20 protein-coding genes and 1 pseudogene are annotated in these 24,398 nt (G+C 63.9%); 12 read left to right on the top strand and 9 right to left on the bottom strand.

The window, feature by feature from the left end; genetic code table 11:
- The first annotated feature begins 22 nt into the window (after positions 1-22).
- Positions 23-370: a YdeI/OmpD-associated family protein gene (locus D3F03_RS12685; protein ID WP_245960607.1), complete on the top strand. Its 348-nt coding sequence runs from the start codon at positions 23-25 to the stop codon at positions 368-370.
- Here the strand turns inward: D3F03_RS12685 and D3F03_RS12690 are convergent.
- On the bottom strand, positions 300-4,100 hold the full coding sequence (locus tag D3F03_RS12690; protein WP_119109783.1) for a hypothetical protein: 3,801 nt from the start codon (positions 4,098-4,100) through the stop codon (positions 300-302). The two genes, D3F03_RS12685 and D3F03_RS12690, sit on opposite strands and share 71 nt — an antisense overlap.
- A 52-nt stretch (positions 4,101-4,152) precedes the next feature.
- Positions 4,153-4,722 (bottom strand): annotated as a pseudogene (locus D3F03_RS12695) (3'-5' exonuclease); the annotation flags it as partial.
- Between the two features lie 498 nt (positions 4,723-5,220).
- On the opposite strand from D3F03_RS12695, the gene D3F03_RS12700 reads away from it, so the two are divergent.
- Together D3F03_RS12700 and D3F03_RS12705 are read left to right on the top strand one after the other, a co-directional pair.
- The gene (locus D3F03_RS12700; protein ID WP_147414726.1) at positions 5,221-5,676 is read left to right on the top strand and encodes a tripartite tricarboxylate transporter TctB family protein; all 456 of its coding nucleotides are present in this window, start codon (positions 5,221-5,223) and stop codon (positions 5,674-5,676) included.
- Between the two features lie 3 nt (positions 5,677-5,679).
- Positions 5,680-7,182 (top strand): tripartite tricarboxylate transporter permease, encoded by a 1,503-nt coding sequence (locus D3F03_RS12705; RefSeq protein ID WP_119109785.1) that lies wholly within the window; start codon positions 5,680-5,682, stop codon positions 7,180-7,182.
- A gap of 41 nt (positions 7,183-7,223) precedes the next feature.
- Here D3F03_RS12705 and D3F03_RS12710 read toward each other — a convergent pair whose 3' ends face one another.
- The 3 genes from D3F03_RS12710 to D3F03_RS12720 all read right to left on the bottom strand — a co-directional run bounded on the left by D3F03_RS12710 (position 7,224) and on the right by D3F03_RS12720 (position 11,383).
- The gene (locus D3F03_RS12710) at positions 7,224-8,012 is read right to left on the bottom strand and encodes a tyrosine-protein phosphatase (protein WP_119109786.1); all 789 of its coding nucleotides are present in this window, start codon (positions 8,010-8,012) and stop codon (positions 7,224-7,226) included.
- Between the two features lie 68 nt (positions 8,013-8,080).
- Entirely contained in the window at positions 8,081-8,419 is a 339-nt protein-coding gene (locus D3F03_RS12715) for a DUF4124 domain-containing protein (RefSeq protein WP_119109787.1), read from the bottom strand.
- An 18-nt stretch (positions 8,420-8,437) separates the two neighbouring features.
- Entirely contained in the window at positions 8,438-11,383 is a 2,946-nt protein-coding gene (locus tag D3F03_RS12720) for a DNA topoisomerase III (RefSeq protein ID WP_119109788.1), read from the bottom strand.
- Between the two features lie 119 nt (positions 11,384-11,502).
- Between D3F03_RS12720 and D3F03_RS12725 the strand changes: the two genes are divergently transcribed.
- From D3F03_RS12725 to D3F03_RS12735, 3 genes are read left to right on the top strand one after another with little or no spacing between them, the layout of a single operon-like run.
- Complete coding sequence (locus D3F03_RS12725) at positions 11,503-12,048, top strand: SET domain-containing protein (RefSeq protein ID WP_119109789.1); 546 nt, start codon at positions 11,503-11,505, stop codon at positions 12,046-12,048.
- Entirely contained in the window at positions 12,045-12,941 is an 897-nt protein-coding gene (locus tag D3F03_RS12730) for a biotin--[acetyl-CoA-carboxylase] ligase (RefSeq protein WP_119109790.1), read from the top strand. The genes D3F03_RS12725 and D3F03_RS12730 overlap by 4 nt, the downstream gene beginning before the upstream one ends.
- A 6-nt stretch (positions 12,942-12,947) precedes the next feature.
- Positions 12,948-13,694 (top strand): SPOR domain-containing protein, encoded by a 747-nt coding sequence (locus D3F03_RS12735; RefSeq protein ID WP_119109791.1) that lies wholly within the window; start codon positions 12,948-12,950, stop codon positions 13,692-13,694.
- Between the two features lie 83 nt (positions 13,695-13,777).
- Here the strand turns inward: D3F03_RS12735 and D3F03_RS12740 are convergent, their stop codons facing one another.
- From D3F03_RS12740 to D3F03_RS12755, 3 genes are all read right to left on the bottom strand, one after another.
- Positions 13,778-15,226 (bottom strand): sensor histidine kinase, encoded by a 1,449-nt coding sequence (locus D3F03_RS12740; protein WP_119109792.1) that lies wholly within the window; start codon positions 15,224-15,226, stop codon positions 13,778-13,780.
- 260 nt (positions 15,227-15,486) lie between these two features.
- Positions 15,487-16,161 (bottom strand): response regulator, encoded by a 675-nt coding sequence (locus D3F03_RS12750; RefSeq protein WP_119109793.1) that lies wholly within the window; start codon positions 16,159-16,161, stop codon positions 15,487-15,489.
- Positions 16,162-16,216: 55 nt separating this feature from the next.
- Positions 16,217-16,729: a MarR family winged helix-turn-helix transcriptional regulator gene (locus D3F03_RS12755; RefSeq protein WP_119109794.1), complete on the bottom strand. Its 513-nt coding sequence runs from the start codon at positions 16,727-16,729 to the stop codon at positions 16,217-16,219.
- 140 nt (positions 16,730-16,869) lie between these two features.
- Between D3F03_RS12755 and recA the strand changes: the two genes are divergently transcribed.
- Complete coding sequence (gene recA / locus D3F03_RS12760; RefSeq protein WP_119109905.1) at positions 16,870-18,003, top strand: recombinase RecA; 1,134 nt, start codon at positions 16,870-16,872, stop codon at positions 18,001-18,003.
- Between the two features lie 50 nt (positions 18,004-18,053).
- The gene (gene recX / locus D3F03_RS12765) at positions 18,054-18,509 is read left to right on the top strand and encodes a recombination regulator RecX (RefSeq protein WP_119109795.1); all 456 of its coding nucleotides are present in this window, start codon (positions 18,054-18,056) and stop codon (positions 18,507-18,509) included.
- A gap of 37 nt (positions 18,510-18,546) precedes the next feature.
- On the opposite strand, the gene argC is transcribed toward recX, so the two are convergent.
- Positions 18,547-19,479 (bottom strand): N-acetyl-gamma-glutamyl-phosphate reductase, encoded by a 933-nt coding sequence (gene argC / locus D3F03_RS12770; RefSeq protein ID WP_119109796.1) that lies wholly within the window; start codon positions 19,477-19,479, stop codon positions 18,547-18,549.
- Between the two features lie 165 nt (positions 19,480-19,644).
- On the opposite strand from argC, the gene sucC reads away from it, so the two are divergent.
- From sucC to D3F03_RS12790, 4 genes are all read left to right on the top strand, one after another.
- On the top strand, positions 19,645-20,805 hold the full coding sequence (gene sucC / locus D3F03_RS12775) for an ADP-forming succinate--CoA ligase subunit beta (RefSeq protein ID WP_119109797.1): 1,161 nt from the start codon (positions 19,645-19,647) through the stop codon (positions 20,803-20,805).
- 53 nt (positions 20,806-20,858) lie between these two features.
- A complete protein-coding gene (gene sucD, locus D3F03_RS12780) occupies positions 20,859-21,752 on the top strand; it encodes a succinate--CoA ligase subunit alpha (RefSeq protein WP_119109798.1) in 894 nt (297 codons plus the stop codon).
- Between the two features lie 149 nt (positions 21,753-21,901).
- Positions 21,902-23,584 (top strand): serine/threonine-protein kinase, encoded by a 1,683-nt coding sequence (locus D3F03_RS12785; RefSeq protein WP_245960609.1) that lies wholly within the window; start codon positions 21,902-21,904, stop codon positions 23,582-23,584.
- Complete coding sequence (locus D3F03_RS12790) at positions 23,584-24,384, top strand: Stp1/IreP family PP2C-type Ser/Thr phosphatase (protein ID WP_119109800.1); 801 nt, start codon at positions 23,584-23,586, stop codon at positions 24,382-24,384. The genes D3F03_RS12785 and D3F03_RS12790 overlap by 1 nt, the downstream gene beginning before the upstream one ends.
- Positions 24,385-24,398 lie beyond the last annotated feature (14 nt).

Genomic DNA, 24,398 nt, shown 5'->3' on the forward strand with positions numbered 1-24,398 from the left:
AAGCGCAAGCAGCTATCAATACATGAGCGACACCGCCCACCACACCTTTGAAACGCCAGAACACCTCCACGCATGGCTGCAGGCCAACCACGCCAGCGAGACGGAGCTGTGGGTGCGCATCTTCAAAAAGGCCACCGGTCAGCCCAGCGTGACGTGGGACGACTGCGTGGTGGCCGCCATCGCCTGGGGCTGGATCGATGGGATACGCAAGAGCTTGGACGACAGCTCGTTTCTGCAACGCCTCACACCACGCCGCGCGTGCTCTAACTGGTCGCAGAATAATGCGCAACGGGTTTTGATCAATCGTCAAATGGCGACCGCTTTGACTCGCGATCGGCCTGCCTGTTGTAATCGTCGGCCAGTTCCCTGAGCGTGGTTGCAAGTCGATAGAACCCCGCAGTCTCAACTTCGTCGGCCTGAGTACGGTATCTGGCCGCAATGTTTCTCTCCGCCACCCCTGATGTGAAACCATGCACGCCGCGCGAATTGAATAGTTCTGTTCTGAACCCATCGCGCATGTCCGCCGCCTCTTTTTGATTGAGGGCTGATGCTGCTGCGCGATGAATCCACAGTCCGTCTGGATCGGCAGGCACATGAATCAAGGAATGTCCAAGCATCGTCATGGCAATTTCGTAGTGCCCGGTTGCCTTGCATTCGGTCTTTACCGCGTCTAGCCACAGATTCAGAGCAGCGCCATCGTAACTTCCATCGGATTGATGGCCAGGCGGTTTTCTCCAATGGCTGAGCAGACGATAAGCATTGGTTGTAATTCCTTTTTTGTCTTCTGTTGCTTCTTCAGGTATTTGATCTTTGTGCTTTGATCGAAAAACGAACCGAATTACCTCGCAGAAAAAGGCTGGATCAGTCGCCAAACGATGCCAAAGGTGCTTGGGTGATGCTCCGCTATGGCGATCTAACAATGGCAAATACGCCCACTCGACTCGGAATAGATCATCGGCGTTTATACTGGAATCAGATTGAAGGGCCTTGATGACTTCAGTTGTTTCATAGGCATTAATCGAATGCGTGCTCTCTGATGACGCAAGCGCCGCGAGCAACGCCTGTACCGCCAGCGTTGCATTGAATGGCAGCGCTCCATGCAACATTCTGGCCACACATCGCAACGCCGCGTGTGGGCGACCATATTGAATTAGGGATGTCGCCGCACGATCTAGGCCAATCTCCGTTTCGTACGCATTTGCGGTTGTTTTGCTCCAGTACGTCGCCTCGTTCGCTCCTAGAAGCGTAGTGGATCGGTCCCACGTACTAGGTGAAAAAGGGAGGTAAGCCAAGAATTGCCCGATTTGCGAAGGTGTCCAACTATGCGTATCAAAACTATCTACCCAGTGCCAGTTCAGGCGGGAAAATTTGCTCCAAACGAATCCACTCGCCAACTGCACTAGGTGTTTTTGCTCGGCCTCAAGTAACGACGGCAGCACTACGCGATCCACGTCAGTGCCTGCGATTGCACCGAAAGCCAAACCAACACGCCAGGGAGATTGCACGCTCGATGAGAAGGCAAAAACAGCGGGAGCCCCACCATGAGCAGCCACTTCCGCCAATGCGTGTTGACGACGAATCTCAAGACTATTGCGCTGCTCCTCGTAGTTACCTTTCTCCTCGTAGAGATCAAAATCTCGCTCGCTGAAAAGGCGTTGATGGCGGAACGCGGGAGCACTTGGTGCGAGCTGATCAGCTAGTGCCGCAATTTCGTCAATCGTCTCCTTTTCCATTGACCAGTCAGCATCTGGGTATTTTCTGTGTTTCGCCACCAAATCCACTAGGGATGTCCATATCGTCAGCCGGTCGGCTTCCGACATCGCCAACACAACGTCAGAAGCGATGTGAGCTAGCAGTTGGTCAAAAGCAGATCTCGGAAGGTCATCAATTCGATCAATTAACGCAACGAGCTTTTTGTGATCACTCTTAGCTGCTGCAACCGCGATCTGTGAGTAATAGTCAACTTGCTCCCAATATTCGCTCTGTGTGACACCTTTTTTCCAATCATCCGGAATCGTTTGACGCCAAGCGGGTCTGCGGCAGCCAGACGAAATTGAATGCGAACTGGGAAGAAGGCTCAGCAGCAGTTTCCAACCTATTTCTGGAAGATCCCTGATTAACGAGGAAACTGCAGAGCACCGCTTGGATATTGGCGCGCATGTTTGTGGCATCCACGGCAACAGAATTGTGCTGAGCGAATTGGCCGGGCGGTTAGAGTACTTTCCACCTGGGTCACGCGAAGCAAGCTCGCCAAGGCACATTGCCACTCGGTTCAGATGCTCGGCAGACCAAGCGAGTGTTTCTAGCGACCAGAGAACGCCGCTGATGTAGGTGCGCCCCATGAAATCACCACTTTCTTGGGCAAACACTTTGTCGAAAGGGCAGGGATCGGTAACCAGGGCTCTTTCAACAGCGTCAAGAAATTCGTTGGGTGCAGCTTCAGCCAGCAGCGGAAGCAAATCGTTTAGCCCAGCCCAACGTTCCCAGTCAGCATCTGAAAGAACTGCGCGGACAGTTAACGCTGTGGTCACCTCAGCTTTGCCAACAGAAGTAGAACTAAGTGCACTGGGAAAGCTACCCAATAGAGCCAGTGTTTCAGCGAGACCATTTCGCAAGGTCTGTGAATGCTTCATCACTTTCCCGTGCATGCGAGATGCATATCGCTCGTCGGTCGGCAGATCAAATTGCGGGTCTCTTTCTACCAATACGGCTGTAGTCAGCGCTTGCAACTTTTCTAGGTGTTCGTCAAATATTCTCGGTCCAAGTGCGTGCCACCCCTCATACCGGGAAACGAACCGCCAACTGCCGTCACGTTGAGTTAGGGGAGTGCCCGGGCGATGGGTGATTTCACGCATCCTCCCGATCCACTCCCCGTACCCGTTTCCCGACAAACCCTCCACAACCACGCGGTCTGCTTCAGAGCCATCCATCCACGACCCCAGAATTACCGCAATTGCCAATTCCGCCGCTGCTGTGCTTTCTGCCCATTCGGGCATCACCGACAGGTTTTGAAGACACCTCAGCAGAGTTCCAAGGTTGCCCCCGCTTTTCTGTGCCAAAGTTCGGGCTCGCTCCTCGCCGTAGCCGCACTTCTCCAGGGCTTCTTTGACATGGTGGCTTCGTGGAGCCGATAAAGCCACACTGGTTGGATCTGGGATTCCACCAGTGGGGCCGCCAAAGACTATTGCGTGGTTCGCTCGCCGTGCCTTTTGAATGAGCTTGGTGCCAGCACCCCCCGTCAAGTCAAGTGTTGCATCAGCTACAAGCACCAACTTCTCAGGTTGCTTAACCATGTCATTCCATGCATCAATGCTAGAGATGATCACGCAGCGACCGGCGGCATCGATTCGGCTCACATCGTCAAGGTTTTGCAAAGCGGCTGCGACAAAGTCAGCGACTTGATCCGGGAAATGTGTATTGAGCTTAAGTTGAATGCTTGTGCCAGCGAAGACTTCATTGATCTTGGTTGTTGCCTCTTCGCGATTCGCAAGGAACAAGTCGGGAGCAAGTGAAGGCGGTTCACCGTAGCTACGAAGCAGGCTCCATCGTTGCTCGGGCGTTTCAATATTCTCTTTTGAGTGGCCGAGAACGATATTGGTGAGCCAAACTTCAACGGGCGGAAATTGGAGTACCCAATCAATCAGCTTGGTCCCGTCGATGACTCGAATGTCCAGCCATTCATTCGCTTCTTGTCGCTTCTTAAGCCAAGATGCCTGTGCCTTTTCTTTCCACGTATGGGGAAAACTACCTCGCCCAGAAATGGGGGTGACGAACACGAAAGTTGACCGGACTCTTTCCTCTCTGGGCATTCCCGAAACAAGGCCGTTGTAGTCTTCTGTTGCCTTGTCCCCCGGTTTTTCCCCTGTGCCTATCTCCCAATATGAGCGCCCTTCAGGTACGAAAGGATCAAATGAATAGTCCACATCCAAAACGCCATCAGGGCCGTGTTGACCAATGCTGTCACCCAGAGGAAATCGGCGCTCTTTGGGTCGAGGGGAAGATGCAGCGACCAATCGCCAGACAAGCTCAACAATCACGCCCTGTGCTTCGCGCGCATTTCCTCTAACCCAAGTATCGAGTTGGTTTTCTGTCAAAAGCATTTATTTTCCTTGCCGTGTTGCTGCTGTATTCGTAGTTGTGAAACGGTACTACTTAGAGATGTAGTCTTTTCGCAAAGCTTCCTTCTCCGCACATCCCCAACATCAGCTTTTGCGTAGCCCTTGTCGCAGCCACATAAAACACCCGCGCCGCTTCCTTCTCATCCTCCCCCACCGCAGGCATATGCCCCACGCCGGGCAGCGCCACCACGGGGAATTCCAAGCCTTTGCTGACCTTCATGGTCATCACCTGAATCGCATCCGCCCCAGGCCGGTATTCGCCACTCCTCTTGCGCACACGATGCGGCAGCTTGCGTTGGGCCAGGGCGCTGGCGCACAGGTCCATGGTTTTCCAGTCGGCGCACAGCGCGGCCATGTCGCCCCAGGCAAGGCCCTCTTTGTGGGCGCTGGCCAGGTGGTCGGCGATGGCAAAGGCTTCGTCGCGCAGGGTGGGCAGTTTGATGATGACGGGGGCTTGCCCCTCGCGCCCGCAGCTCACGGGCTTGAGCAACGGGATGCCGTCGTCGTCTTTGTCGTCCGCCGTCAGCAGGTTTGCGGCGACCAGGCTGGCGGTGTGAAGAATCTGCCGCGTGTTGCGGTAGTGGGTCTTGGGGCCGGTGGTGCGGCGAAGGCGTCTGGCTGCATGAATCGGCAGGGGATCGCCGCCCTGCGTTGGCTCCAGCCGCTCGGCCAGGCGGCGCTCACCCGAAGTCATGCGCGCCGTACAACGGCCCAAGGCTGGAATCAAAGTTGCCATCCCCTCGCGCGCCCCATTTGTGTAATTTTGTGAATGCACTGTAAGGGGCGGGGGCTGTGGGCGCAATGAATAAGCTGCGTCGCAGCAAGGGCTAGCGGGCGAAAGCTTGGGCTGGCTGGGCGTTCTGTGCCGGGACGTGGGGTGTTTGAGGGTGTGCTTGAGGGGGCGCTTCGCCTTGGTTGGCGGTGTGCAGGTGGTGGGGTTCCGGGATTGGGGTCGGAGCACGAGTTTCGCTGCGCGAAATCGTGATCCGACCCCAATGCCTGCGCGGCGTGCGTGCGACTTCAGACCCGCCAGCGCCCCATGGCCGCCCACAAGATAATCGTGGCCACACACGACCGGGCAGTCCGGTAGTCGGAGCAAGCGTTGAAACCTGACATTCGCGACCTTGTCGCTGGCATCGCGATGATTTCGCTAGGCCTCTTTGTAGCCCTGTATGCGTCCACCCATTACCAGGTCGGCTCCGCCTCCCGCATGGGGCCAGGCTATTTCCCGACGGTGCTCGGCTACATCCTCGCCGCGCTGGGCCTGGTGATTGCGCTGCTCTCGCTGCGCAAGACGGTCCACGTGGTGCAGCCGCCCCCTTTTACTTTGCGACCTTTTCTGGCGGTGATGGCGGCGGTGGCGCTTTTCGCTTTGCTGATTTCGCATGTCGGGCTGGTCCCCACCACGATTTTGATGGTGGTGGTGACCTCTGCCGGAAGCAACAGCTTTCAGTTGCGCCGGGCCGTCCTGCTCGGTGTCTCCCTCTCGGTCATTGCCTGGCTGATCTTCTCGCTGGGTCTGCAAATGACCCTGCCGGCCTTTGCCTGGGAGTTCTGAGCCATGGACTTCCTTTCAATCTTCGCGGCCAACCTCTCCATCGGCATCCATGAGGCGGTCACGCTCAGCAACCTTTGGTACTGCTTTGTTGGGGTGTTCCTGGGAACGCTCGTTGGCGTGCTGCCGGGCTTGGGCTCGCTGATCGCCATCTCGCTGCTGCTGCCCATCACCTACCACCTGCCCGCCACCGGCGCGCTCATCATGTTGGCGGGGGTGTACTTTGGCGCCGATTACGGCGGCGGCACCTGCTCCATCCTGCTGGGGGTGCCAGGGCACGCGGCAGCAGCAGTCGATGTGCTCGATGGCTACCCCATGGCCAAGCAGGGGCGTGGCGGTATCGCCTTGTTCATGAAGTGCGTGGCCTCGTTCTGGGGCTCCGCCGTGGGCATCGTGCTGCTGATGATGTTTGCCCCCGTTCTCTCGGGTTGGGCCCTCAGTTTCGGCCCCTCGGAGTACTGCGCGTTGATGCTGCTGGGCCTGATTGCGGCTTCCACCGTGGGCCAGGGCTCGCCCCTCAAGGGTGTGGCGATGGTGTTCTTTGGTTTGATCCTGGGCGTGATCGGAACGGACGTGAACAGCGGTGTCTCGCGCTTTGCCTTCGATATCCCGGAGCTGACCGACGGCATCAGCCTGATCGCCATGGCCATGGGGCTGTTTGCCATTACCGAGGTGATCAAGAGCGCCAACACTTCGCGCGTGACGCCCGAGGAGCAACGCTTCTCGCTGCGCGACCAGATGCCGACCAAGGAAGACTGGCGCCGCTCCTTTGGCCCCATGCTGCGCGGCTCGGGCCTGGGCGCCTTTTTTGGCGCGCTGCCCGGCACCAGCGGGGGCATGGCGACGTTTCTGTCGTACTCGATGGAAAAGCGCATTTCCAAGCACCCGGAGGAATTCGGCAAGGGGGCCATCGAGGGCATCGCCGGGCCCGAGGCCTGCAACAACGCGGGCGTGGGCACGGCGTTCATCCCGACATTGACGCTGGGCATTCCGGGCGACGCCATCATGGCGCTGATGCTGGGGGCGCTGACCATCCAGGGCATTCAGCCGGGCCCGCAGGTGATTACGGCCCACCCGGACCTGTTCTGGGGGCTGATCGTGAGCTTCTGGATCGGCAATATCTTTCTGGTGATTCTCAACATCCCGCTGATCGGCATGTGGGTGAAGTTGCTCTCCATCCCCTACCACCTGATGTTCCCGGCCATCGTGCTGTTCACCTGCATCGGGGTCTACAGCACCAGCAACAGCACCTTTGACGTCTGGGTGCTGCTGGCCTTTGGCATCGTGGGCTACCTGATGGCGCTGCTGCGGCTGGAGGTGGTGCCGGTACTGCTGGGCCTGATCCTGGGGCCGATGCTGGAAGAAAACTTCCGCAGAACGCTGCTGCTCTCGCGCGGCAGTTTCAGCGTGTTCGTGGAGCGGCCCATTACGGCGGTGGCGCTGGGCGTTTGCGCATTTTTGCTGCTCTGGACGGTGTGGGGCTCGCTGCGCAGGCGCGTCACCGCATAAGGGGAAGCAGGCCGGCGCCGCGCGCTGGCCTGTGGCTTGCCTCAGGCGTGCGGTGCTTGCAGGTAGCGCCCTGCCAGTTCCCGCTGCGCGGGGCCGTCCACGCCCAAGACGTCCACCAAGTACGTCTGCAGGCCGCCATAGTCCTGGTCCACCTTGTGCAGCGCTGCGTCGAGAAACTCGGCCTGCACACGCCACAGCACCGCCAGCACTTCTTCCGGTGCGTGGCCCTCGGCCATGGCGGGGCGGCGGTAGAGATCGTTGGTGAGCAAATAATCGCGCATCACCACATCGCGCGGCACGCCCAGCGTCAGCAGGATGAGCGCGGCGGCGAAGCCGGTGCGGTCCTTGCCGGCGGTGCAGTGGAAGACCAGCGGCGTGTCCTTGGCGAGCAGGATGCGAAAGAACTCGGCAAAGCGTGGCGCGTTCTCGTGCACGAAGCCGCGGTAGGTTTCCTGCATCAGCGCCACCGCATCTTGCGCGGTCAGTGCCCGGCCATCCCGCTGTAGTTCGATGGCGCGCTGCACCACCGTGGGCTCAATGGCCAGTTGGTAGTGCTCGACCGCGGGCAGCAGGTAGGCGAGCTGGGCGCGTTCGCGTTCGCCGCGGAAATCCACCGTGCGCGCAATGCCCAGCGCGGCCAGGCGTGCCTGGTCGTCGGGCGTCAAGCTGGCCAGGTGGTCGGAGCGGAAGATGCGCCGCCATGCGACCTGCCGGCCGCCGTGGCCGGTGTAGCCGCCCAGGTCGCGGAAGTTGCTGGCGCCGGCCAGCGGCAGGGAGCGGGTGGGAGTTTCGGATCGCGGAGCGTCCGCGGAGAGGTCGGGTGTTGGCATGGCGCTGAGCGTAGCGCAAGCGGCCGGTTTTGGCCGTCCCCCGCGGGCAGCGCTCCCGGGCGGGCCGTTCACTGCGGCAGCACGCTCAACGCGGGGTCCAGCGGGCGCTCCTGGCTGCCCGGTGGGCATGGCTGGTCGGTGTACACCGTGCGGCTTCCTTGTACGCACTTGCGTGGTGGCGCGGCCGGGGCCGAGGCCGATGCGCCCGCTTTGGCAGGCTGCGCGCTTGCCGACGCCCTGGCGTGGCCAGGCGGTGGGCTGGGGCGGGTGATGGTCCGCCAGGTTTGCCTGGCCCAGGGGCCGGCGAGCGGCGTCCAGCGCTCGGCGGTCCACCACGCGGCCACGCTAGCTGCGACCAGAACCACGGCCAGGGTGGTCCAGACAGCGCGCTCCCTGGGGCCGAGCATGGCGCACCCCGTTCCAGGTCAGCCCAGGTGCGGGCCGAGCAGGCCGGCGAGCTCGAACATGCCGGCGCTGTCCTTGCCGAACACGGCGCGCAGCTTGTCGTCGGCAACGATGGTGCGCTTGTCCTTGGGGTCTTGCAGGTTTTGCGCCTTGATGTACTCCCACAGCTTCTTCACGGCGGCCGGGCGCGCCACCGGCTCGTTGCCGATGACGGCGGCGAGCGCGGCGCTGGGCGCTTTGCCGGCTGCGGCCTTGCGCGGTGCGGCCGCTTTCGCCACCGCTTTTTTGGCTGGGGCTTTCTTGGCAGCGGCTGGTTTTTTAAGGTCTTTCAGGCCTCCAGCGCTTGTCCTGCTTGCGCCAGAAGCTATTGTTTTGATAGTTCCACCAGCAGCCGGCTTGCGCGGCGGGAACTTGCTCGGGGCAAATTCAAAGTTCACTTTGCCGGCTTCAGCGTCCCAGGCCAGGTGCGCCTTGAAGGCGCGGCGGGTGCGCATGCTGACGAACTTGTCGAGCAGGTCGGTCTTGCCCGTCTGCAGGAGCTTTTCCATCTGCGCGCGCTCCACCGGCTGCTGCAGGATGATCTTGCCGCTCTTGAACGTGCAACTGGGCACGGGCTGCGCGGCGGTGGGCACGGCTTTGCTGCACACGTAGTTGCTGCCGTGCTCGTGCACTTCGGCGCCGCAAATGGGGCAGGCGCCGAGCGCCGGGTCGGTGAATTCGACCAGCTCGCCGGTTTCCTCGGCCTTGTCGTCGCCAAAGTCGAATTCGAGCTTGTAGTTGTGCGCTTCGTCGTCGTACTTGAGCACGATCTCGGACGTGAACGGCCAGCCGGCCTTGGAGCGAAAGCCGTCGAGCGGGCCGATCTTGCGCTCGCTCAGCAATTGCTCGGCCTCTTGCGGCTCGAAGGTGCGGCCCGCGGGCGATTTGCCGAAGGAGAAGCCGCAGGGCTCGGCCCCGGGCTTGCCCACGCAGGCGTACCTGCGGTAGTTTTCCTTCACCACGCCGCCGCAGTTGGGGCAGGGCGCCACCAGCGTGGCGTAGTCGCCGGGGATGGTGTCGCGGTCGTATTCCTTGGCCTTCTTCACCATGCGCTCGGTCATGGCGGCGATTTCCTGCATGAAGGTGGCGCGCGGCAGCAGGCCCTTTTCCATTTGCGCGAGCTTGTATTCCCACTCGCCGGTCAGGTCGGCGCGCGCCAGCTCCTTCACGTCCAGGCCGCGCAGCAGCGTCATGAGCTGGAAGGCCTTGGCGGTGGGGATCAGCTCGCGGCCGTCGCGCAGCATGTACTTTTCCGCCAGCAGGCCTTCGATGGTGGCCGCGCGCGTGGCCGGCGTGCCCAGGCCTTTTTCCTGCATGGCCTCGCGCATGTCTTCGTCTTCCACCTGCTTGCCGGCGCTTTCCATGGCGCCCAGCAGCGTGGCTTCCGAATACCGCGCTGGCGGCTTGGTCTTGAGGCCCTTGGCGTCGACTTCGTTTGCCAGGGGCTTCTCGCCCGGCTGCACCGGGACCAGGTTCTGGCCCTTGTCGCCTTCCTTGGCGTCCTGCACCTCGTCGGCGGCTTCCTTGCCGTAGATGGCGAGCCAGCCGGGTTTCACCAGCACCTTGCCTTCGGTCTTGAAGTGGTTGGTTTGGCCCGCTTGCTCCACTTTGCTGATGCGGGTGGTCACCAGGTATTCCGCGCTGGGGAAAAACACCGCCAGGAAGCGGCGCACCACCAGGTCGTAGAGCTTTTGCTCGGCTTCTGACAGCCCGCTGGGCGCTTGCAGCGTGGGGATGATGGCGAAGTGGTCGCTCACCTTGGCGTTGTCGAAGATGCGCTTGTTCGGCCGCACGTAGTGGCCTTCGATGGCGGTGCGGGCATGCGGCGCCAGGTGCGCCATGCCGCTGCCCGCCAGCATTTCCAGCGTTTGTTTGGCTACCGGCACGTAGTCTTCGGGCAGCGCGCGCGAATCGGTACGCGGGTAGGTCAGGGCCTTGTGGCGCTCGTAGAGCGACTGCGCCAGGGAGAGCGTGGTCTTGGCCGAGAAGCCGAATTTGCCGTTGGCCTCGCGCTGCAGGCTGGTCAGGTCGAACAATTGGCCCGGCGCCTGTGTGGTGGGGCGGCTCTCTTCGGTCACCGTAGCAGCCTGCCCGCGCGAGGCATCGGCAATGGCGCGTGCCTGGGCTTCGGACCACACGCGGTCGGCGCGCTGCTCGGCATCGTTGGGGTTTTTCTTCCACGCCGGGTCGAACCACTTGCCGGGGTACTGGCCGGCCTGGGCGGCAAACGACGCATGGATTTCCCAGTAGTCGCGGCTGATGAATTTGCGGATTTTCTCTTCGCGCTCCACCACCAGCGAGAGCGTGGGCGTCTGCACCCGGCCCACGGTGGTCAGAAAGAAGCCGCCGCCCTGCGAGTTGAAGGCCGTCATGGCGCGGGTGCCGTTGATGCCGACCAGCCAGTCGGCCTCCGAGCGGCTGCGGGCGGCGTCCGCCAAGCCCTGCATCTGCTCTTCGGTGCGCAGTTGGTCAAAGCCGTCGCGAATCGCCTGCGGCGTCATGGACTGCAGCCACAGGCGCTTGACGGGTTTTCCGAGGGGCTTGGCGCCCCCGGCGTACTGCTCTATCAGGCGAAAGATCAGCTCGCCCTCGCGGCCCGCGTCGCAGGCGTTGATGAGCTGCGTCACGTCCTTGCGCTTGGCTAGTCTGACGACGGCGTTCAGGCGCGTCTTGGTCTTGTCCACGGGTTTGAGGTCAAAGCGCGGCGGAATCACCGGCAGGTTGGCAAAGCTCCACTTGCCGCGCTTGACGTCGAATTCTTCCGGCGCCTGGATCTCGACCAGGTGGCCGACGGCGCTGGTGACGACGTACTGGTCGTTCTCGAAATGCTCTTCGTGCTTGTCGAACTTGCCCGCCATGGGCGTGAGTGCGCGCACGATGTCTTGTGCGACCGAAGGTTTTTCTGCGATGACGAGGGTTTTGCTCATGGGGTTTCGTACTGGGGCGCCGCGGCCGGACAGGGCCGCGCGCGCTTCTACAATCGGGCTTCCTCGCGCGTACACGCGCACGCGCAGGTGTGCATATTCAAAGTAACAGAAGTTTTGCCATGCCTTCAAGCACCGTGCCCGCCTCCCACGCCGGACGCCGGCTCCAGACCCGCCGCTCCGGCGTACACGGCAAGGGCGTCTTCGCCGTGCAGGATATCGCCGAGGGCGAGGTGCTGATCGAATACACCGGCGAGGTCATCAGCTGGCAGGCCGCGCAGGACCGGCACCCGCACGATCCGCTGCAGCCCAACCACACGTTTTATTTTCATGTCGATGAAGACCGCGTGATCGACGCCAAGGTCAAAGGCAATTCCTCGCGCTGGATCAACCACAGCTGCGATCCCAACTGCTTTGCCGACGAGCAGGAGGGCCGCATCTTCATCACCGCGCTGCGCAACATCGCAGCGGGCGAAGAGCTGAACTACGACTATGGCCTGATCATCGAAGAGCGCTACACGCCCAAGCTGAAGGCCGAATACCCCTGCTGGTGCGGCGCGGCGAACTGCCGCGGCACCTTGCTCGCCCCCAAGCGCGGCCCGCGGGCGCCGGCGCCGCTGGCCAAAAAAGCCCCCTCCAAACCACGCAAGGCGCGGGCCGGCGCATGAGCGCGGCGCCAGGCCTTGCGCCAACCCCCGAGCCGACTGGAGGTGCGCCAGTGAACGAACCCCTTCGCTGGCCGCTGGAAGACTTGTGGCAGGCGCTGGCGCCGCGCCTGCCCGGCTTTACCGCCGAGCTTCTGGCAACGGTCGATTCGACCAACACCGAGTGCATGCGCCGCCTGCGCAGCGGGCAGAGCGAGCCGCTCTTGCTGGTCGCGCTGGCGCAAACCGCAGGGCGCGGGCGCATGGGGCGGGCCTGGCAGAGCGTGGGCGCGGAGCCGGGCGCGGCACTCACCTTTTCACTGGCGCTGCCGCTGGCGCCGCGCAGTTGGTCGGGCTTGTCGCTGGCCGTGGGCCTGTGCGTGGCGCAAAGCCTGCAGGCCGAGTTGCCGGCGGCGGGCGGCCGCGAGCCGCGCATCGCGCTCAAGTGGCCCAACGATTTGTGGCTGCAGGGCGCGGGTGGCCCGGAGCGCAAGCTCGGCGGCATTCTGGTCGAGACGGCCAGCTTGCTGGCGCCCAACACGGCCGGCCCTGCCGCGCGCTGGGTGGTGGTCGGTGTCGGGCTGAACGTGGCGCCGCGCAGCAGCGAGGGGCTGAGCATGCCCGCCGGCTGCCTGCACGAGCTCGATGCGCGCTGGGACGCCCCCACCGCCTTGGGCCGCGTCGTCCCGCATCTGGTGGATGCCCTTGAGACCTTCGCAACGCAGGGCTTTGCGCCCCTGGTGGCGCCCTTTGCCGCGCGCGACGCGCTGGCCGGCCGGGCCGTGCGCCTGTCGGACGGCCGTGAAGGCGTGGCCGCCGGCGTGGGGCCAGACGGCGCGCTGCACCTGCAGAGCGCGGCAGGCCTGGTGCAGGTCAGCAGCGCCGAGGTGTCGGTGCGGCCCGTTGTGGCAAGCTAGGCGACCATGCTGCGCGCGCTCGTCCTCCTGCTTTTGCTCGCCAACGGGGGCTACTACGCCTGGTCGCAGGGGCTGCTGCGCGATTGGGGCCTGGCGCCGCACGAGCAGGCCGAGCCGCAGCGCCTGGCCAACGAAATCCACCCTGAGCTGCTGCGCGTGTTGCCGCAGCCCGGCACCCAACCGGCGTCTCCCGCCGCTGTGTCGGGGCAGCCGGCGCCCACCGCGCCCGCAGCCCCTGCCGCCCCTGCAACTGCGCCCGGTACGCCGGCGCAAAGCACGCCCGAGGCCGCCGCTGCCTCTGCACCGCAAGGCGAATGCCTGCAGGCTGGCATCTTCGACGCCGCGCAAGCCGACGTGCTGCGCCGCGCCGCCAGCGCGCTGCCCGAGGGCAGTTGGCGTCTGGAGCCGGCGACGCTGCCGGGCCGCTGGATGGTCTACATGGGCCGTTTTTCCGACCCCGACCAGCTCGCCAAGAAGCGTGCCGAACTGCGCGCGCTGAGCATCCCTTACGACCGGCCGAACGGGACTCTGGAGCCGGGCCTGTCGCTGGGGCGCTTTTCCACCGAAGAGGCGGCGCAGCGCGGCCTCGCCACCCTTGCCGCCAAGGGCGTGCGCTCGGCGCGTGTGGTGCAGGAGCGCGTGGACATGCCTGGCTTCATGCTGCGCCTGCCCGAGGCCGACGCGCGCCTGCGCGCCCAGGCGGAAGACTTGCGCGCCGCGCTGGCCGGCAAGGCGCTGCGGCCCTGCAGCTAAAGTTTTAGTAAAAAAAGGCTCTAGCGCTTATACCCATTGCGCTAGCAGCTATCGAAACAGAAGCTAACACCGGCTGCAAGAACTCAGGCTTCCGAAGCATCCAGCGCCGCGAAGCGCACGCTGAAGCACGCGCCTGGCGGGGTGGCGCCGGGGCGCACGTCTTCCACCACGATGCGCGCGCCGTGCTGGCGGGCGATTTCCTGCACGATGGGCAGGCCCAGGCCGGAGCCGTCAGCGTCGTTCCCCAGTGCCCGGTAGAAGGGCCGGAAGATCAGCTCGCGCTCGGGCTCGGGCACGCCGGGGCCGGAGTCTTCCACCTGCACCACCAGCACGCGGCCAAAGGTGTCGGCCAGCACGCGCGCCGTGACCACGCCGGGGCGCTCGGGGGTCGAGGGGGTGTAGTTGATGGCGTTGTCCACCAGGTTGCGCACCAGTTCGTGCAGCAGCGTGGGGTTGCCCAGCATGCGCACGCCGGGGGCGCCGGGCAGGGCGCCGTCGTAGCCCAGGTCAATGCCTTTGTCGAGCGCGCGCGAGATCGCGTCGTGCACCACGTCCACGGTGATCTGCGCCAGGTCGCAGGGGATCAGCGCCATCTGCGCGCTGCTGCTCTCGGCCCGCGCCAGCGCCAGCAATTGGTTGACGCTGTGGGTGGCGCGGATGCTCGAGCGCCCGATCTGCTCCAGTGAGCGCTTGATCTCTTCGGGGCTGGTGCCTGCGCGTTGCGCCAGGTCGGCCTGCATGCGCAGGCCTGCCAGGGGCGTTTTGAGCTGGTGGGCGGCATCGGCCAGGAAGCGTTTTTGTGTCGCCAGCGAGTCGTTCAACCGGGTGAGCAAGTCGTTCACCGAGGCCACCAGCGGCGCCACTTCCAGGGGCACGGTCCGGTCGTCGAGTGGCGAGAGGTCGTCGGGCTTGCGCGCGCGGATGCGCTCTTCGAGCTGGTGCAGCGGCTGGATGCCGCGCGCCAGCGCCAGCCACACCAGCAGCACGGCCAGCGGCAGGATGATGAACTGGGGCAGCATGACGCCCTTGATGATCTCGGTGGCCAGCACGCTGCGCTTCTCGCGCGTCTCGGCCACCTGCACCAGCGCCAGCGGCGCATTGGGCAAGGACAAGCGCACCCAGATATAGGCCATGCGAATGTCCAGCCCGCGCAGCTCGGCGTCGCGCAGGTGCACGTCGCCGGTGCTGGGGGCTTCGTCGGCTGGCGGTGGCGGCAGTTCGCGCTCGCCCGAGAGCAATTCGCCGCGCGGCCCCAGGACTTGGTAGTAGACCGTGTCGGAGTCGTCGGCGCGCAGGATTTCGCTGGCGGGCTGCGGCAGGTTGAACTGCGCCCTGCCGTGGCTGACCGAGACCAGCTGCGCCAGCGCCTGGGCGTTGTATTCCAGCGCGCGGTCAAACGGTTTGTTGGCAATGCCCTGCGCCACCAGCCAGGTCAGCGCCAGGCTCACGGGCCAGAGCAAGAGCAGCGGCGTGAGCATCCAGTCGAGGATCTCGCCAAACAGGGAGCGCTGCTCGCGCTGGAAGAGCTTCAAGATTGTCGCCCTGATTTTGAGTGAAAAGTGGCTCTGGCGCAGAATGGATAAGCGCCATAAGCTATATTATTAGTAGCGAAAAACGCCTGTTTTCCAGGCTGCATCGCAGCGTCCCCGACGCCAGATACTGGCGCGACCCAAGCCAGCGGCCACCGTGCAAGGGCCGCCCCGCCGCACCGGTGGCGTCCCCCCTCCCGCAGCGCGCAGCGGTGCGAGAGAGGGGGGAAGGAGCGAAGCGACACAGGGGGGTGTTTCCTGCTTCAACTCGGGATCTTTTCCAGGCAATACCCCAGGCCGCGCACGGTGGCGATGCGGATCGGGCCCTTTTCAATCTTTTTCCGCAGGCGGTGGATATAGACCTCGATGGCGTTGTTGCTCACCTCTTCGCCCCATTCGCACAGGCGCTCGACGAGCTGGTCCTTGCTCACCAGGCGTCCAGCGCGCTGCAGCAGCACTTCGAGCAGGCCGAGCTCGCGCGCCGAGAGCTCCACCATCTTGCCGTCGATGGTGGCCACGCGCCCGGCCTGGTCGTACACCAGAGGCCCGTGCTTGATGGCGCTGCTGGCGCCGCCCATGCCGCGGCGTGCCAGGGCGCGTACGCGCGCTTCAAGCTCCTGGAGCGAAAACGGCTTGGCCATGTAATCGTCGGCGCCCAGGTCCAGGCCCTTGACGCGCTCATCCACGCTGTCGGCGGCGGTGAGGATCAGCACCGGCAGCGCCGAGCCGCGCGAGCGCAGGCGCTTGAGCACCTCCAGCCCGTGCATGCGGGGCAGGCCCAGGTCGAGGATCAGCAGGTCGAACTCGTTGTTCGTCATCAGCGCGGCGTCGGCTTCGCTGCCGCTGGCCACGTGGTCCACCACCGCGCCCGAGCTGCGCAGTGTGCGCAAGAGGCCATCGGCCAGCACTTGGTCGTCTTCAGCAATGAGGATGCGCATGGGGGGTCTCCCGGATTCGACTTATGACCGGGCAAGAGTGCCCTTGCCTGCGATTCTAGGAGCGCCATTGGCCCGATGGTGCGCCGCTGCCATAGGTTTCCAGGCCAATGGCGACCACGGTGGCCACCGCATCGCCCACCTCGGCACGAAACTCGGCCTCGGCCTGCGCCACGGCATCTTGAAACGCCTGCAGCCAATCCAGACCCGTGGGCGTGAAGCATATGCGGCGTGCGCGGGCATCCAACGGGTCCGCCTCGCGGCGCACCAAGCCCCAGGCAGTGCACTGGTCCACCAGACTGGCCATGGCCTGCTTGGACATGCCGGCACGCACTGCCAGGTCGGTCAGCCGATCGCCGGCGAGCGACAAATGCCGCGTGATGTGGATGTGCGCGGCCCCCACCTGGTCGCGCGCCGCCAGGTTGGACAGCGCCAGCGGCACCTCGACATTGCGCGCCATGAGCTGCAGCACGCGCGCGTCAAAGCGGCGCAGCGCGTCGCCCATCAAGCGGCCCAGGTGGGTCTGGCGCCAGGCGTCGGAGGGTGGGGAGACGTGCATGGAGGCGGGCATGGTTTATTGTCATGCAAACTGACCATAAATCGTCTTTACGGGAGAATACTTCGGCCCTACATTACTGGTCAAGCATCCAGTGTTTTCCACGGGGTGCAGACAGAAACCTCGTCAACGCATTGAATTTCCAGGAGATTTCCATGAGCACACCGACCAACCACAGCATGCCCGCCGACGGCGAAAAAGCACGTGCCCTGCAAGCTGCGCTGGCGCAGATCGAGAAGCAGTTTGGCAAGGGCACCATCATGCGGCTCGGCGAAGGCGAGGTGATCGAGGACATCCAGGTGGTGTCCACCGGCTCGCTGGGGCTCGATGTGGCGCTCGGCGTCGGCGGCCTGCCACGCGGCCGCGTGGTGGAAATCTACGGCCCGGAATCCTCGGGCAAGACCACGCTGACGCTGCAAGTCATTGCGGAAATGCAAAAGCAGGGCGGCCAGTGTGCTTTTGTCGATGCGGAGCACGCGCTCGACATCCAGTACGCGCAAAAGCTGGGCGTGAACCTGCAAGACCTGCTGATCAGCCAGCCCGACACCGGCGAACAGGCGCTGGAGATCGTCGACAGCCTGGTGCGTTCGGGCGCGGTGGACCTGATCGTCATCGACTCGGTCGCGGCGCTCACGCCCAAGGCCGAAATCGAGGGCGACATGGGCGACAGCCTGCCCGGCCTGCAGGCGCGCCTCATGAGCCAGGCGCTGCGCAAGCTGACCTCGACCATCAAGAAAACCAACTGCATGGTCATCTTCATCAACCAGATTCGGATGAAGATCGGCGTCATGTTCGGCAGCCCCGAGACCACCACCGGTGGCAACGCGCTCAAGTTCTACGCCTCGGTGCGGCTCGACATCCGCCGCATCGGCTCCATCAAGAAGGGCGAGGAAGTCATTGGCAACGAAACCCGCGTCAAGGTGGTGAAGAACAAGGTATCGCCCCCGTTCAAGACGGCCGAGTTCGACATCCTGTTTGGCGAAGGCATCTCGCGCGAGGGCGAAATCATCGACATGGGGGTAACCGCGCGCATCGTTGAAAAATCGGGTGCCTGGTACGCCTACAACGGCGAGAAGATCGGCCAGGGCCGTGACAACGCGCGCGAATTCCTGCGCGAGAACCCGCAACTGGCGCGCGAGATCGAGAACAAGGTGCGCGACAGCCTGGGCGTCGCCCTGCTGCCGGCTGGCGCGCCGGTGCTTGCGGCACCCAGCGACGATGCCGCCGATGGCGTGGTGCCGGCACCAGTGTCTGCGCGGGGCAAGAAATCAGAAGAAAAAGTGGCTTGAGCGCTTACCCAGTAAGCGCTAGCAGCTACAGATTCAGGAGTCTCTAGGCAGTGCGCACCCCGCCGCCTTCGCTCAAGGGCCGGGCGCTGCGCCTGCTCTCGCAGCGCGAGCACTCGCGCGCCGAGCTGGCACGCAAGCTGGCGCGGCATGTGCAGGACGGCGACGACCTCGCGGCCGTGCTGGACGACCTTCAGGCCAAGGATTTCATCAGCGAGCAGCGGGTGGCCGAGTCCGTGGTGCACCAGCGGGCGGGCCGCATGGGGCTCATGCGCATCCGCCAGGAACTGCAGGCCAAGGGGCTCTCGGGCGAGGCGGTGGAGCAAGCCCTGGCGCCCTTGCAGGGCACCGAGCTGGAACGTGCCGGCGAACTGTGGCGCCGCAAGTTCGCCGAGCCGCCCGCGGACGCTGCGGCGCGTGCCAGGCAGATGCGTTTTTTGATGGCGCGCGGCTTCTCGGGGGAGGTGGCCTCGCGCGTGCTGCGCATGGCAGACCGGGAGGGCGCCTAGCGCCGTTTCGCGGCCTCCGCCGCTTGGAACAGGTCTCTTAGAGACCGAACATCAGCCGCAGGTTTTGCACCGCCGCGCCGCTGGCGCCCTTGCCCAGGTTGTCCAGGCGCGCCACCAGCACCGCGTGCCGGTAGGTCTCGTTGGCGTACACGCGCAGTTCCAGTGCGTTGGTGTCGGCCAGCGCGGGCGCGTCGAGCTTGCCGTTGTCCGTGGGCGGCAGTACGCGCACCCACTGCTCAGGCGTGTTGCTGCGGGCGTAATGCGCGGCCAGCGCGTCGTGCAGATCGGCTGCCTTGGGCTGGCCGGGCAGCAGGTCCAGATGCAGCGGCAGCTCCACCAGCATGCCCTGGCGGAAATTGCCGACGGCGGGAATGAAAATAGGCCGGCGCGTGAGGCCCGTGAACTGCATGATTTCCGGCAAATGCTTGTGCGTCAGGCCCAGCGCATACAGCTCGAAGGCGGGCGCTGCGCCCGCCTCGTAGGCTTCAATCATGCTGCGCCCTCCGCCCGAGTAGCCGCTCACCGAGGGCAGGCACAGCGGGTGGTCGGCAGCCACCAGGCCCGCATCGACCAGGGGGCGCAGCAGCGCAATGGCGCCGGTGGCGTAGCAGCCGGGGTTGGAGACGCGCGCCGCCGCTTGCACCGCCTGCGCCTGGCCGGCGCACAGCTCCGGAAAGCCGAACACCCAGCCCGGTGCTGTGCGGTGCGCGGTGCTCGCGTCGATGATCTTGGTGCGGCGCCCTCCCGCGGCTTCAATGGAATCGACCAGCGCCACCGTCTCGCGCGCGGCGTCGTCGTGCAGGCACAGGATGACCAGGTCCACCTGCGCCAACAGGGCCCGTTTGGCAGCCGGGTTCTTGCGCTCTTCGGGGGCAATGCTGATCAGGTCAATGGCGTCCATGCCCTGCAGGCGCTCGCGAATTTGCAGCCCCGTGGTGCCAGCTTCGCCGTCGATGAATACCTTGACCATGCGTGTTCCTCGGTGTGTACGGATGCAGCAGCAGCGCCGCGTGTAAGCTCCCAACAAGATTGGTGCGTTGCAACATGATACAGTCGCTGGCTGCCATGTCCACCGCCCGCCGCCAGACATGCATTCATGGCAGACGGGTGAAATTCCTTTCCTGAGAAAGTCCTCATGAAGATTCACGAATACCAAGCCAAGGAAATCTTGCGCCAATTTGGTGTGCCCGTTCCGCGCGGCATTCCCGCATTCACCGTTCAGGAAGCCGTCGAAGCTGCACAAAAGCTCGGCGGGCCGGTCTGGGTCGTCAAGGCGCAGATTCATGCCGGCGGTCGCGGCAAGGGTGGCGGCGTGAAGGTCGCCAAGAGCATTGACGACGTCAAGCGCCTGGCCGGCGAAATCCTGGGCATGCAGCTCAAGACGCACCAGACCGGGCCCGAAGGCCAGAAAGTGCGCCGCCTGTACATCGAAGACGGCGCCGACATCCAGAAGGAATACTACGTCTCGCTGGTCACCGACCGCGCTACGCAAAGCGTTGCCTTCATCGCATCGAGCGAAGGGGGCATGGACATCGAAGAAGTGGCCCATTCCACGCCCGAGAAAATCATCACCGAGTACATCAACCCGCTCAAGGGCCTGGGTGACGAGCAGGCGCGCAAGATTGGACGCGGCATCGGCTTGCCCGAAGCTTCGATGGACCAGGCGGTAGACCTGTTCCAGAAGCTCTACAAGTGCTACATGGACACCGACGCCTCGCTGGTCGAGATCAACCCCCTCAACCGCGACAGCCAGAACAAGCTCACGGCGCTGGACGCCAAGTTCAACTTTGACGCCAACGCGCTGTTCCGCCACCCCGAAATCGTGGCGCTGCGCGATCTGGACGAAGAAGATCCGGCCGAAGTCGAGGCTTCCAAGTTCGACCTGGCCTACATCAGCCTGGACGGCAACATTGGCTGCCTGGTCAACGGCGCGGGCCTGGCCATGGCCACCATGGACACCATCAAGCTGTTTGGCGGCGAGCCGGCCAACTTCCTCGACGTGGGCGGTGGCGCCACCGCCGAGAAGGTGACCGAGGCCTTCAAGATCATGTTGGCGAACAAAAATGTCAAAGGCATTCTGGTCAACATCTTCGGCGGCATCATGAAGTGCGACACCATCGCCACCGGCGTGATCACCGCCTGCAAAGCGGTGAACCTGTCCGTGCCGCTGGTGGTGCGCATGAAGGGCACGAACGAAGAGCTGGGCAAGAAGCTGCTGGCCGAGTCCGGCCTGCCGATCATCGCGGCCGACACCATGGCCGAAGCTGCTACAAAAATTGTAGCTGCCGTCAAGTAATGACCTTGGGGACAGATCTTTAGCGCTGTCCCAAACTGACTAGGACAAGAAACATGTCGATCTACATCAACAAAGACACCAAGGTCATCACCCAGGGCATCACGGGCAAGACCGGCCAGTTCCACACGGAAAAGTGCCAGGAATACGCGAACGGCAAGAACTGCTTCGTCGCTGGCGTGAACCCGAAGAAGGCCGGCGAGTCGATCTTCAACATCCCGATTTACGCCTCCGTCAAGGAAGCCGCACACCAGACGGGCGCCACCGTCTCGGTGATCTACGTGCCGCCCGCGGGCGCCGCTGCCGCCATCTGGGAAGCTGTGGAAGCCGATCTGGACATGGCGATCTGCATCACCGAAGGTATTCCGGTGCGCGACATGCTGGAAGTGCGCAACAAAATGCGCGCCAAGGAAGCCGCCGGCGGCAAGAAGACGCTGCTGCTGGGCCCCAACTGCCCCGGCATCATCACGCCCGATGAAATCAAGATCGGCATCATGCCCGGCCACATCCACCGCAAGGGCCGCATCGGCGTGGTCAGCCGCTCGGGCACGCTGACGTACGAAGCCGTGGCCATGCTGACCGAAGTCGGCCTGGGCCAGTCCACTGCCGTGGGCATCGGCGGCGACCCGATCAATGGTTTGAAGCACATCGACGTGATGCAGGCGTTCAACAACGACCCGGACACGGACGCCGTCATCATGATTGGCGAAATCGGCGGCCCCGACGAAGCCGAAGCCGCGCGCTGGTGCAAGGCCAACATGAAGAAACCCATCGTCGGTTTCATCGCCGGTGTCACAGCCCCCGCAGGCAAGCGCATGGGCCACGCTGGCGCGCTGATCTCCGGTGGCGCCGATACCGCGGATGCCAAGCTGGCCATCATGGAAGAGTGCGGCTTTATCGTGACCCGCAACCCGTCCGAACTGGGCCATTTGCTCAAGGCTCAGTTGTAAGCGCCGCGCCACCCTCCGAAAACCCGCTGCGTGCGGGTTTTTTTGTTGTCGAGACCGACAGTACCGTCCTGCACGTACAACGGGCGCAAAAATTGCTTGTCTTTTGGCCAAGATCGATGGTTGGCAACGCGTTCGGAGGGAGCACCACTGTGGCAAGCAAGCAAAACGCGCACCGGGTTCGTCCGGCGCCACGGTACGGTGCGCCGGACGCGGCATCGTGGCGGCGCGATGCGCTCTGGCCTGTGGCGTCTGCCGCACTGGCGGTGCTGGTCTGCGTCGGTACAGGCTTGGTGCCGCTGCCGCCATCGCTGCTGGTTCTGGCGGCATTGCTGGTGGTGCTGGCCTGCCTCGCCCTGCTGCCGCTGCTGCGCGTCTGGCCGGGCGTTCTGGCAGGCGCCGGGGTGGCGGGTATTTGCGTCGCGGTGGGATGGAGCCAGGGCCGGATGCTGGCCTTGCCGCTGCTGGCGCTCTTTACCGGGCACTACACCTACCTCGCGCGGCGTGCGGCCAAGGGTGAGGTTGCCGCAGCGCGCAATGGCGGCACGGCGCTGCAAGACGAGGTGCGCCGTCTGGCGAGCGACTTGAAAAATCAAGGCAAGCTCGACGCCGCATTCGACAAACTTGTGCAGTTGCCGGTGCGCGGCGAGGTGCTGCGCGATCTGTACCACCTGGGCAAAGCTTTTGAGCGCAACCGCTCATTTGAAGGGGCGCGTGGCGTTTTTGCCCACCTGGTCGCACACGCCCCGCTGTACCGCGATGCCGGTGCTCGCCTCGGGCGCGCGGAGCGTCTGGCGGAAGTAGAACGCCAGGCAAAAGGCCCGTCCAGCGCACGGCCGCAGGCAGCCGGAGCCTTCGCTGCACCCCAACACCTGGGCCGCTATGAGATCGACGGTGAACTGGGGCGCGGTTCCATGGGCCGGGTGTATGCCGCGCACGATCCGGTGATTGGCCGGGCCGTCGCCCTCAAGACGCTCGCGTTGGGCAGCGAATTCGAGGGCGCAGCCCTGGTGGATGCCCGCGCCCGGTTTTTTCGCGAGGCCGAGTCCGCCGGCCGTCTGCAGCATCCCCAGATCGTGGCGATCTACGACGCAGGCGACGAACAAGGCCTTAGCTGGATTGCCATGGAGCGGCTGCGTGGCAAGGATTTGTCACACGCAGTCCAGCCAGAGCATTGGCTTGCGGTGCCCATCCTGCTGTCCATCGCTGCGCGTGTTGCCGACGCGCTCGACTATGCCCACCAGCACCAGGTGGTGCACCGCGACATCAAGCCCTCCAATATCCTGTACGACGCTGGGACGGACACCGTCAAGGTGACCGACTTCGGGATTGCGCGCATTACGGACAACAGCAAGACCCGTACGGGCCTGGTATTGGGAACGCCAAGCTTCATGGCGCCAGAGCAGATCGTGGGAACCAAGGCAGATGGCCGCTGCGATATCTATGCGCTGGGCGTGACGCTGTACCAGCTCCTTACGGGCAGCCTGCCGCTGCGCGGCGAATCCATGAGCGCTCTGATGCACGCCATTGCGAACGAGGTGCCGGCTGACGTGCGCACGCTGCGCGCGGACCTTCCGGAATCGGTCGCCATGGTGGTAGCGCGCGCCTTGCACAAGAACCCCGGCGCTCGCTTTCAGACCGGGGCGCAAATGGCGGCCGCCCTGCGCGAGGCCAGCTCGGGAATGCGCCCGTCTGCGGATGCGCATTTCGGCGCCCCACTCGACTATGATGCGCGGACAGATTTTCACAAATACCCCATGGCGGACTTTCCAGACACAGTGTTCGACAGCGCGGCCGCGCCGGCAGCACCCCACGCCACGCGTTCGAGGATCTGATGAGTGCGGTGTCGCTGAGCTACGAGTTTTGTGCGCGTACCGATACGGGTCGTGTACGGGCCAACAACGAAGACGCGGTAGGCGTCGATTCGCAGGCCCAACTGGCGATGCTCGCCGACGGCATGGGTGGCTACAACGCGGGTGAAGTGGCCAGCCGCATGGCCATCGACTTCATTCAGAGGGAAATGGCGCGCTGGCTTGCCCAGGCGGGCCCGCGGGCCAAATCGTTCGATCTGCGCCGGGCCATGGAAATATGCGTGGACAACGCCAACCAGGCCATCCTGGAGGCTGCCGAGTCCAATATGCAGTACACCGGCATGGGCACTACCTTGGTGGTTGGTGTTTTTCAAGGCCCGCGTCTCATGCTGGGGCATATTGGCGACTCCCGTTGCTACCGCCTGCGCGAAGGCGTGCTGGAGCAGATCACGCGTGACCACTCCTGGCTCCAGGAGCAGATAGACGCTGGCCTGATCACGCCGCAACAGGCGGCGGTGTCTGCAAGTCGCAATCTCGTCACCCGTGCGTTGGGGGTCGAAGAACTGGTTTTGCTCGAAGTGAATGAATTCGAGGTGCAGCCGGGCGACTTGTATCTGCTGTGCTCCGATGGGCTGAGCGAAATGCTGCGCCACGCAGAGCTTGCCGCCCTGCTGGCGCCGCGCAGCTCGCTCGAAGAGAAGACCGAGCGGTTGATTGCGGCCGCCAACAGCCAAGGCGGGCGCGACAATATCAGTGTGGTCTTGGTGAAAGCGAGCATGGGCCCGCGCAAACAAGGCTTGATGTCCCGCTTGCTGCGCGCCTGATCACCTGTGCCGGA

The organism is Simplicispira hankyongi, from assembly GCF_003570885.1.
Classification (GTDB): Bacteria; Pseudomonadota; Gammaproteobacteria; order Burkholderiales; family Burkholderiaceae_C; genus Simplicispira; species Simplicispira hankyongi.

What these genes read in the sequence shown, in the direction of transcription:
- D3F03_RS12720 (WP_119109788.1), bottom strand. Translation starts at nt 11,383, where the DNA reads ATGAGCAAAACCCTCGTCATCGCAGAAAAACCTTCGGTCGCACAAGAC.
- recA (WP_119109905.1), top strand. Translation starts at nt 16,870, where the DNA reads ATGAGCACACCGACCAACCACAGCATGCCCGCCGACGGCGAAAAAGCA.
- argC (WP_119109796.1), bottom strand. Translation starts at nt 19,479, where the DNA reads ATGGTCAAGGTATTCATCGACGGCGAAGCTGGCACCACGGGGCTGCAA.
- D3F03_RS12690 (WP_119109783.1), bottom strand. Translation starts at nt 4,100, where the DNA reads ATGCTTTTGACAGAAAACCAACTCGATACTTGGGTTAGAGGAAATGCG.
- D3F03_RS12730 (WP_119109790.1), top strand. Translation starts at nt 12,045, where the DNA reads ATGAGCGCGGCGCCAGGCCTTGCGCCAACCCCCGAGCCGACTGGAGGT.
- sucC (WP_119109797.1), top strand. Translation starts at nt 19,645, where the DNA reads ATGAAGATTCACGAATACCAAGCCAAGGAAATCTTGCGCCAATTTGGT.
- sucD (WP_119109798.1), top strand. Translation starts at nt 20,859, where the DNA reads ATGTCGATCTACATCAACAAAGACACCAAGGTCATCACCCAGGGCATC.
- D3F03_RS12790 (WP_119109800.1), top strand. Translation starts at nt 23,584, where the DNA reads ATGAGTGCGGTGTCGCTGAGCTACGAGTTTTGTGCGCGTACCGATACG.
- D3F03_RS12750 (WP_119109793.1), bottom strand. Translation starts at nt 16,161, where the DNA reads ATGCGCATCCTCATTGCTGAAGACGACCAAGTGCTGGCCGATGGCCTC.
- D3F03_RS12755 (WP_119109794.1), bottom strand. Translation starts at nt 16,729, where the DNA reads ATGCCCGCCTCCATGCACGTCTCCCCACCCTCCGACGCCTGGCGCCAG.
- D3F03_RS12715 (WP_119109787.1), bottom strand. Translation starts at nt 8,419, where the DNA reads ATGCTCGGCCCCAGGGAGCGCGCTGTCTGGACCACCCTGGCCGTGGTT.
- D3F03_RS12725 (WP_119109789.1), top strand. Translation starts at nt 11,503, where the DNA reads ATGCCTTCAAGCACCGTGCCCGCCTCCCACGCCGGACGCCGGCTCCAG.
- D3F03_RS12705 (WP_119109785.1), top strand. Translation starts at nt 5,680, where the DNA reads ATGGACTTCCTTTCAATCTTCGCGGCCAACCTCTCCATCGGCATCCAT.
- D3F03_RS12710 (WP_119109786.1), bottom strand. Translation starts at nt 8,012, where the DNA reads ATGCCAACACCCGACCTCTCCGCGGACGCTCCGCGATCCGAAACTCCC.
- D3F03_RS12735 (WP_119109791.1), top strand. Translation starts at nt 12,948, where the DNA reads ATGCTGCGCGCGCTCGTCCTCCTGCTTTTGCTCGCCAACGGGGGCTAC.
- D3F03_RS12685 (WP_245960607.1), top strand. Translation starts at nt 23, where the DNA reads ATGAGCGACACCGCCCACCACACCTTTGAAACGCCAGAACACCTCCAC.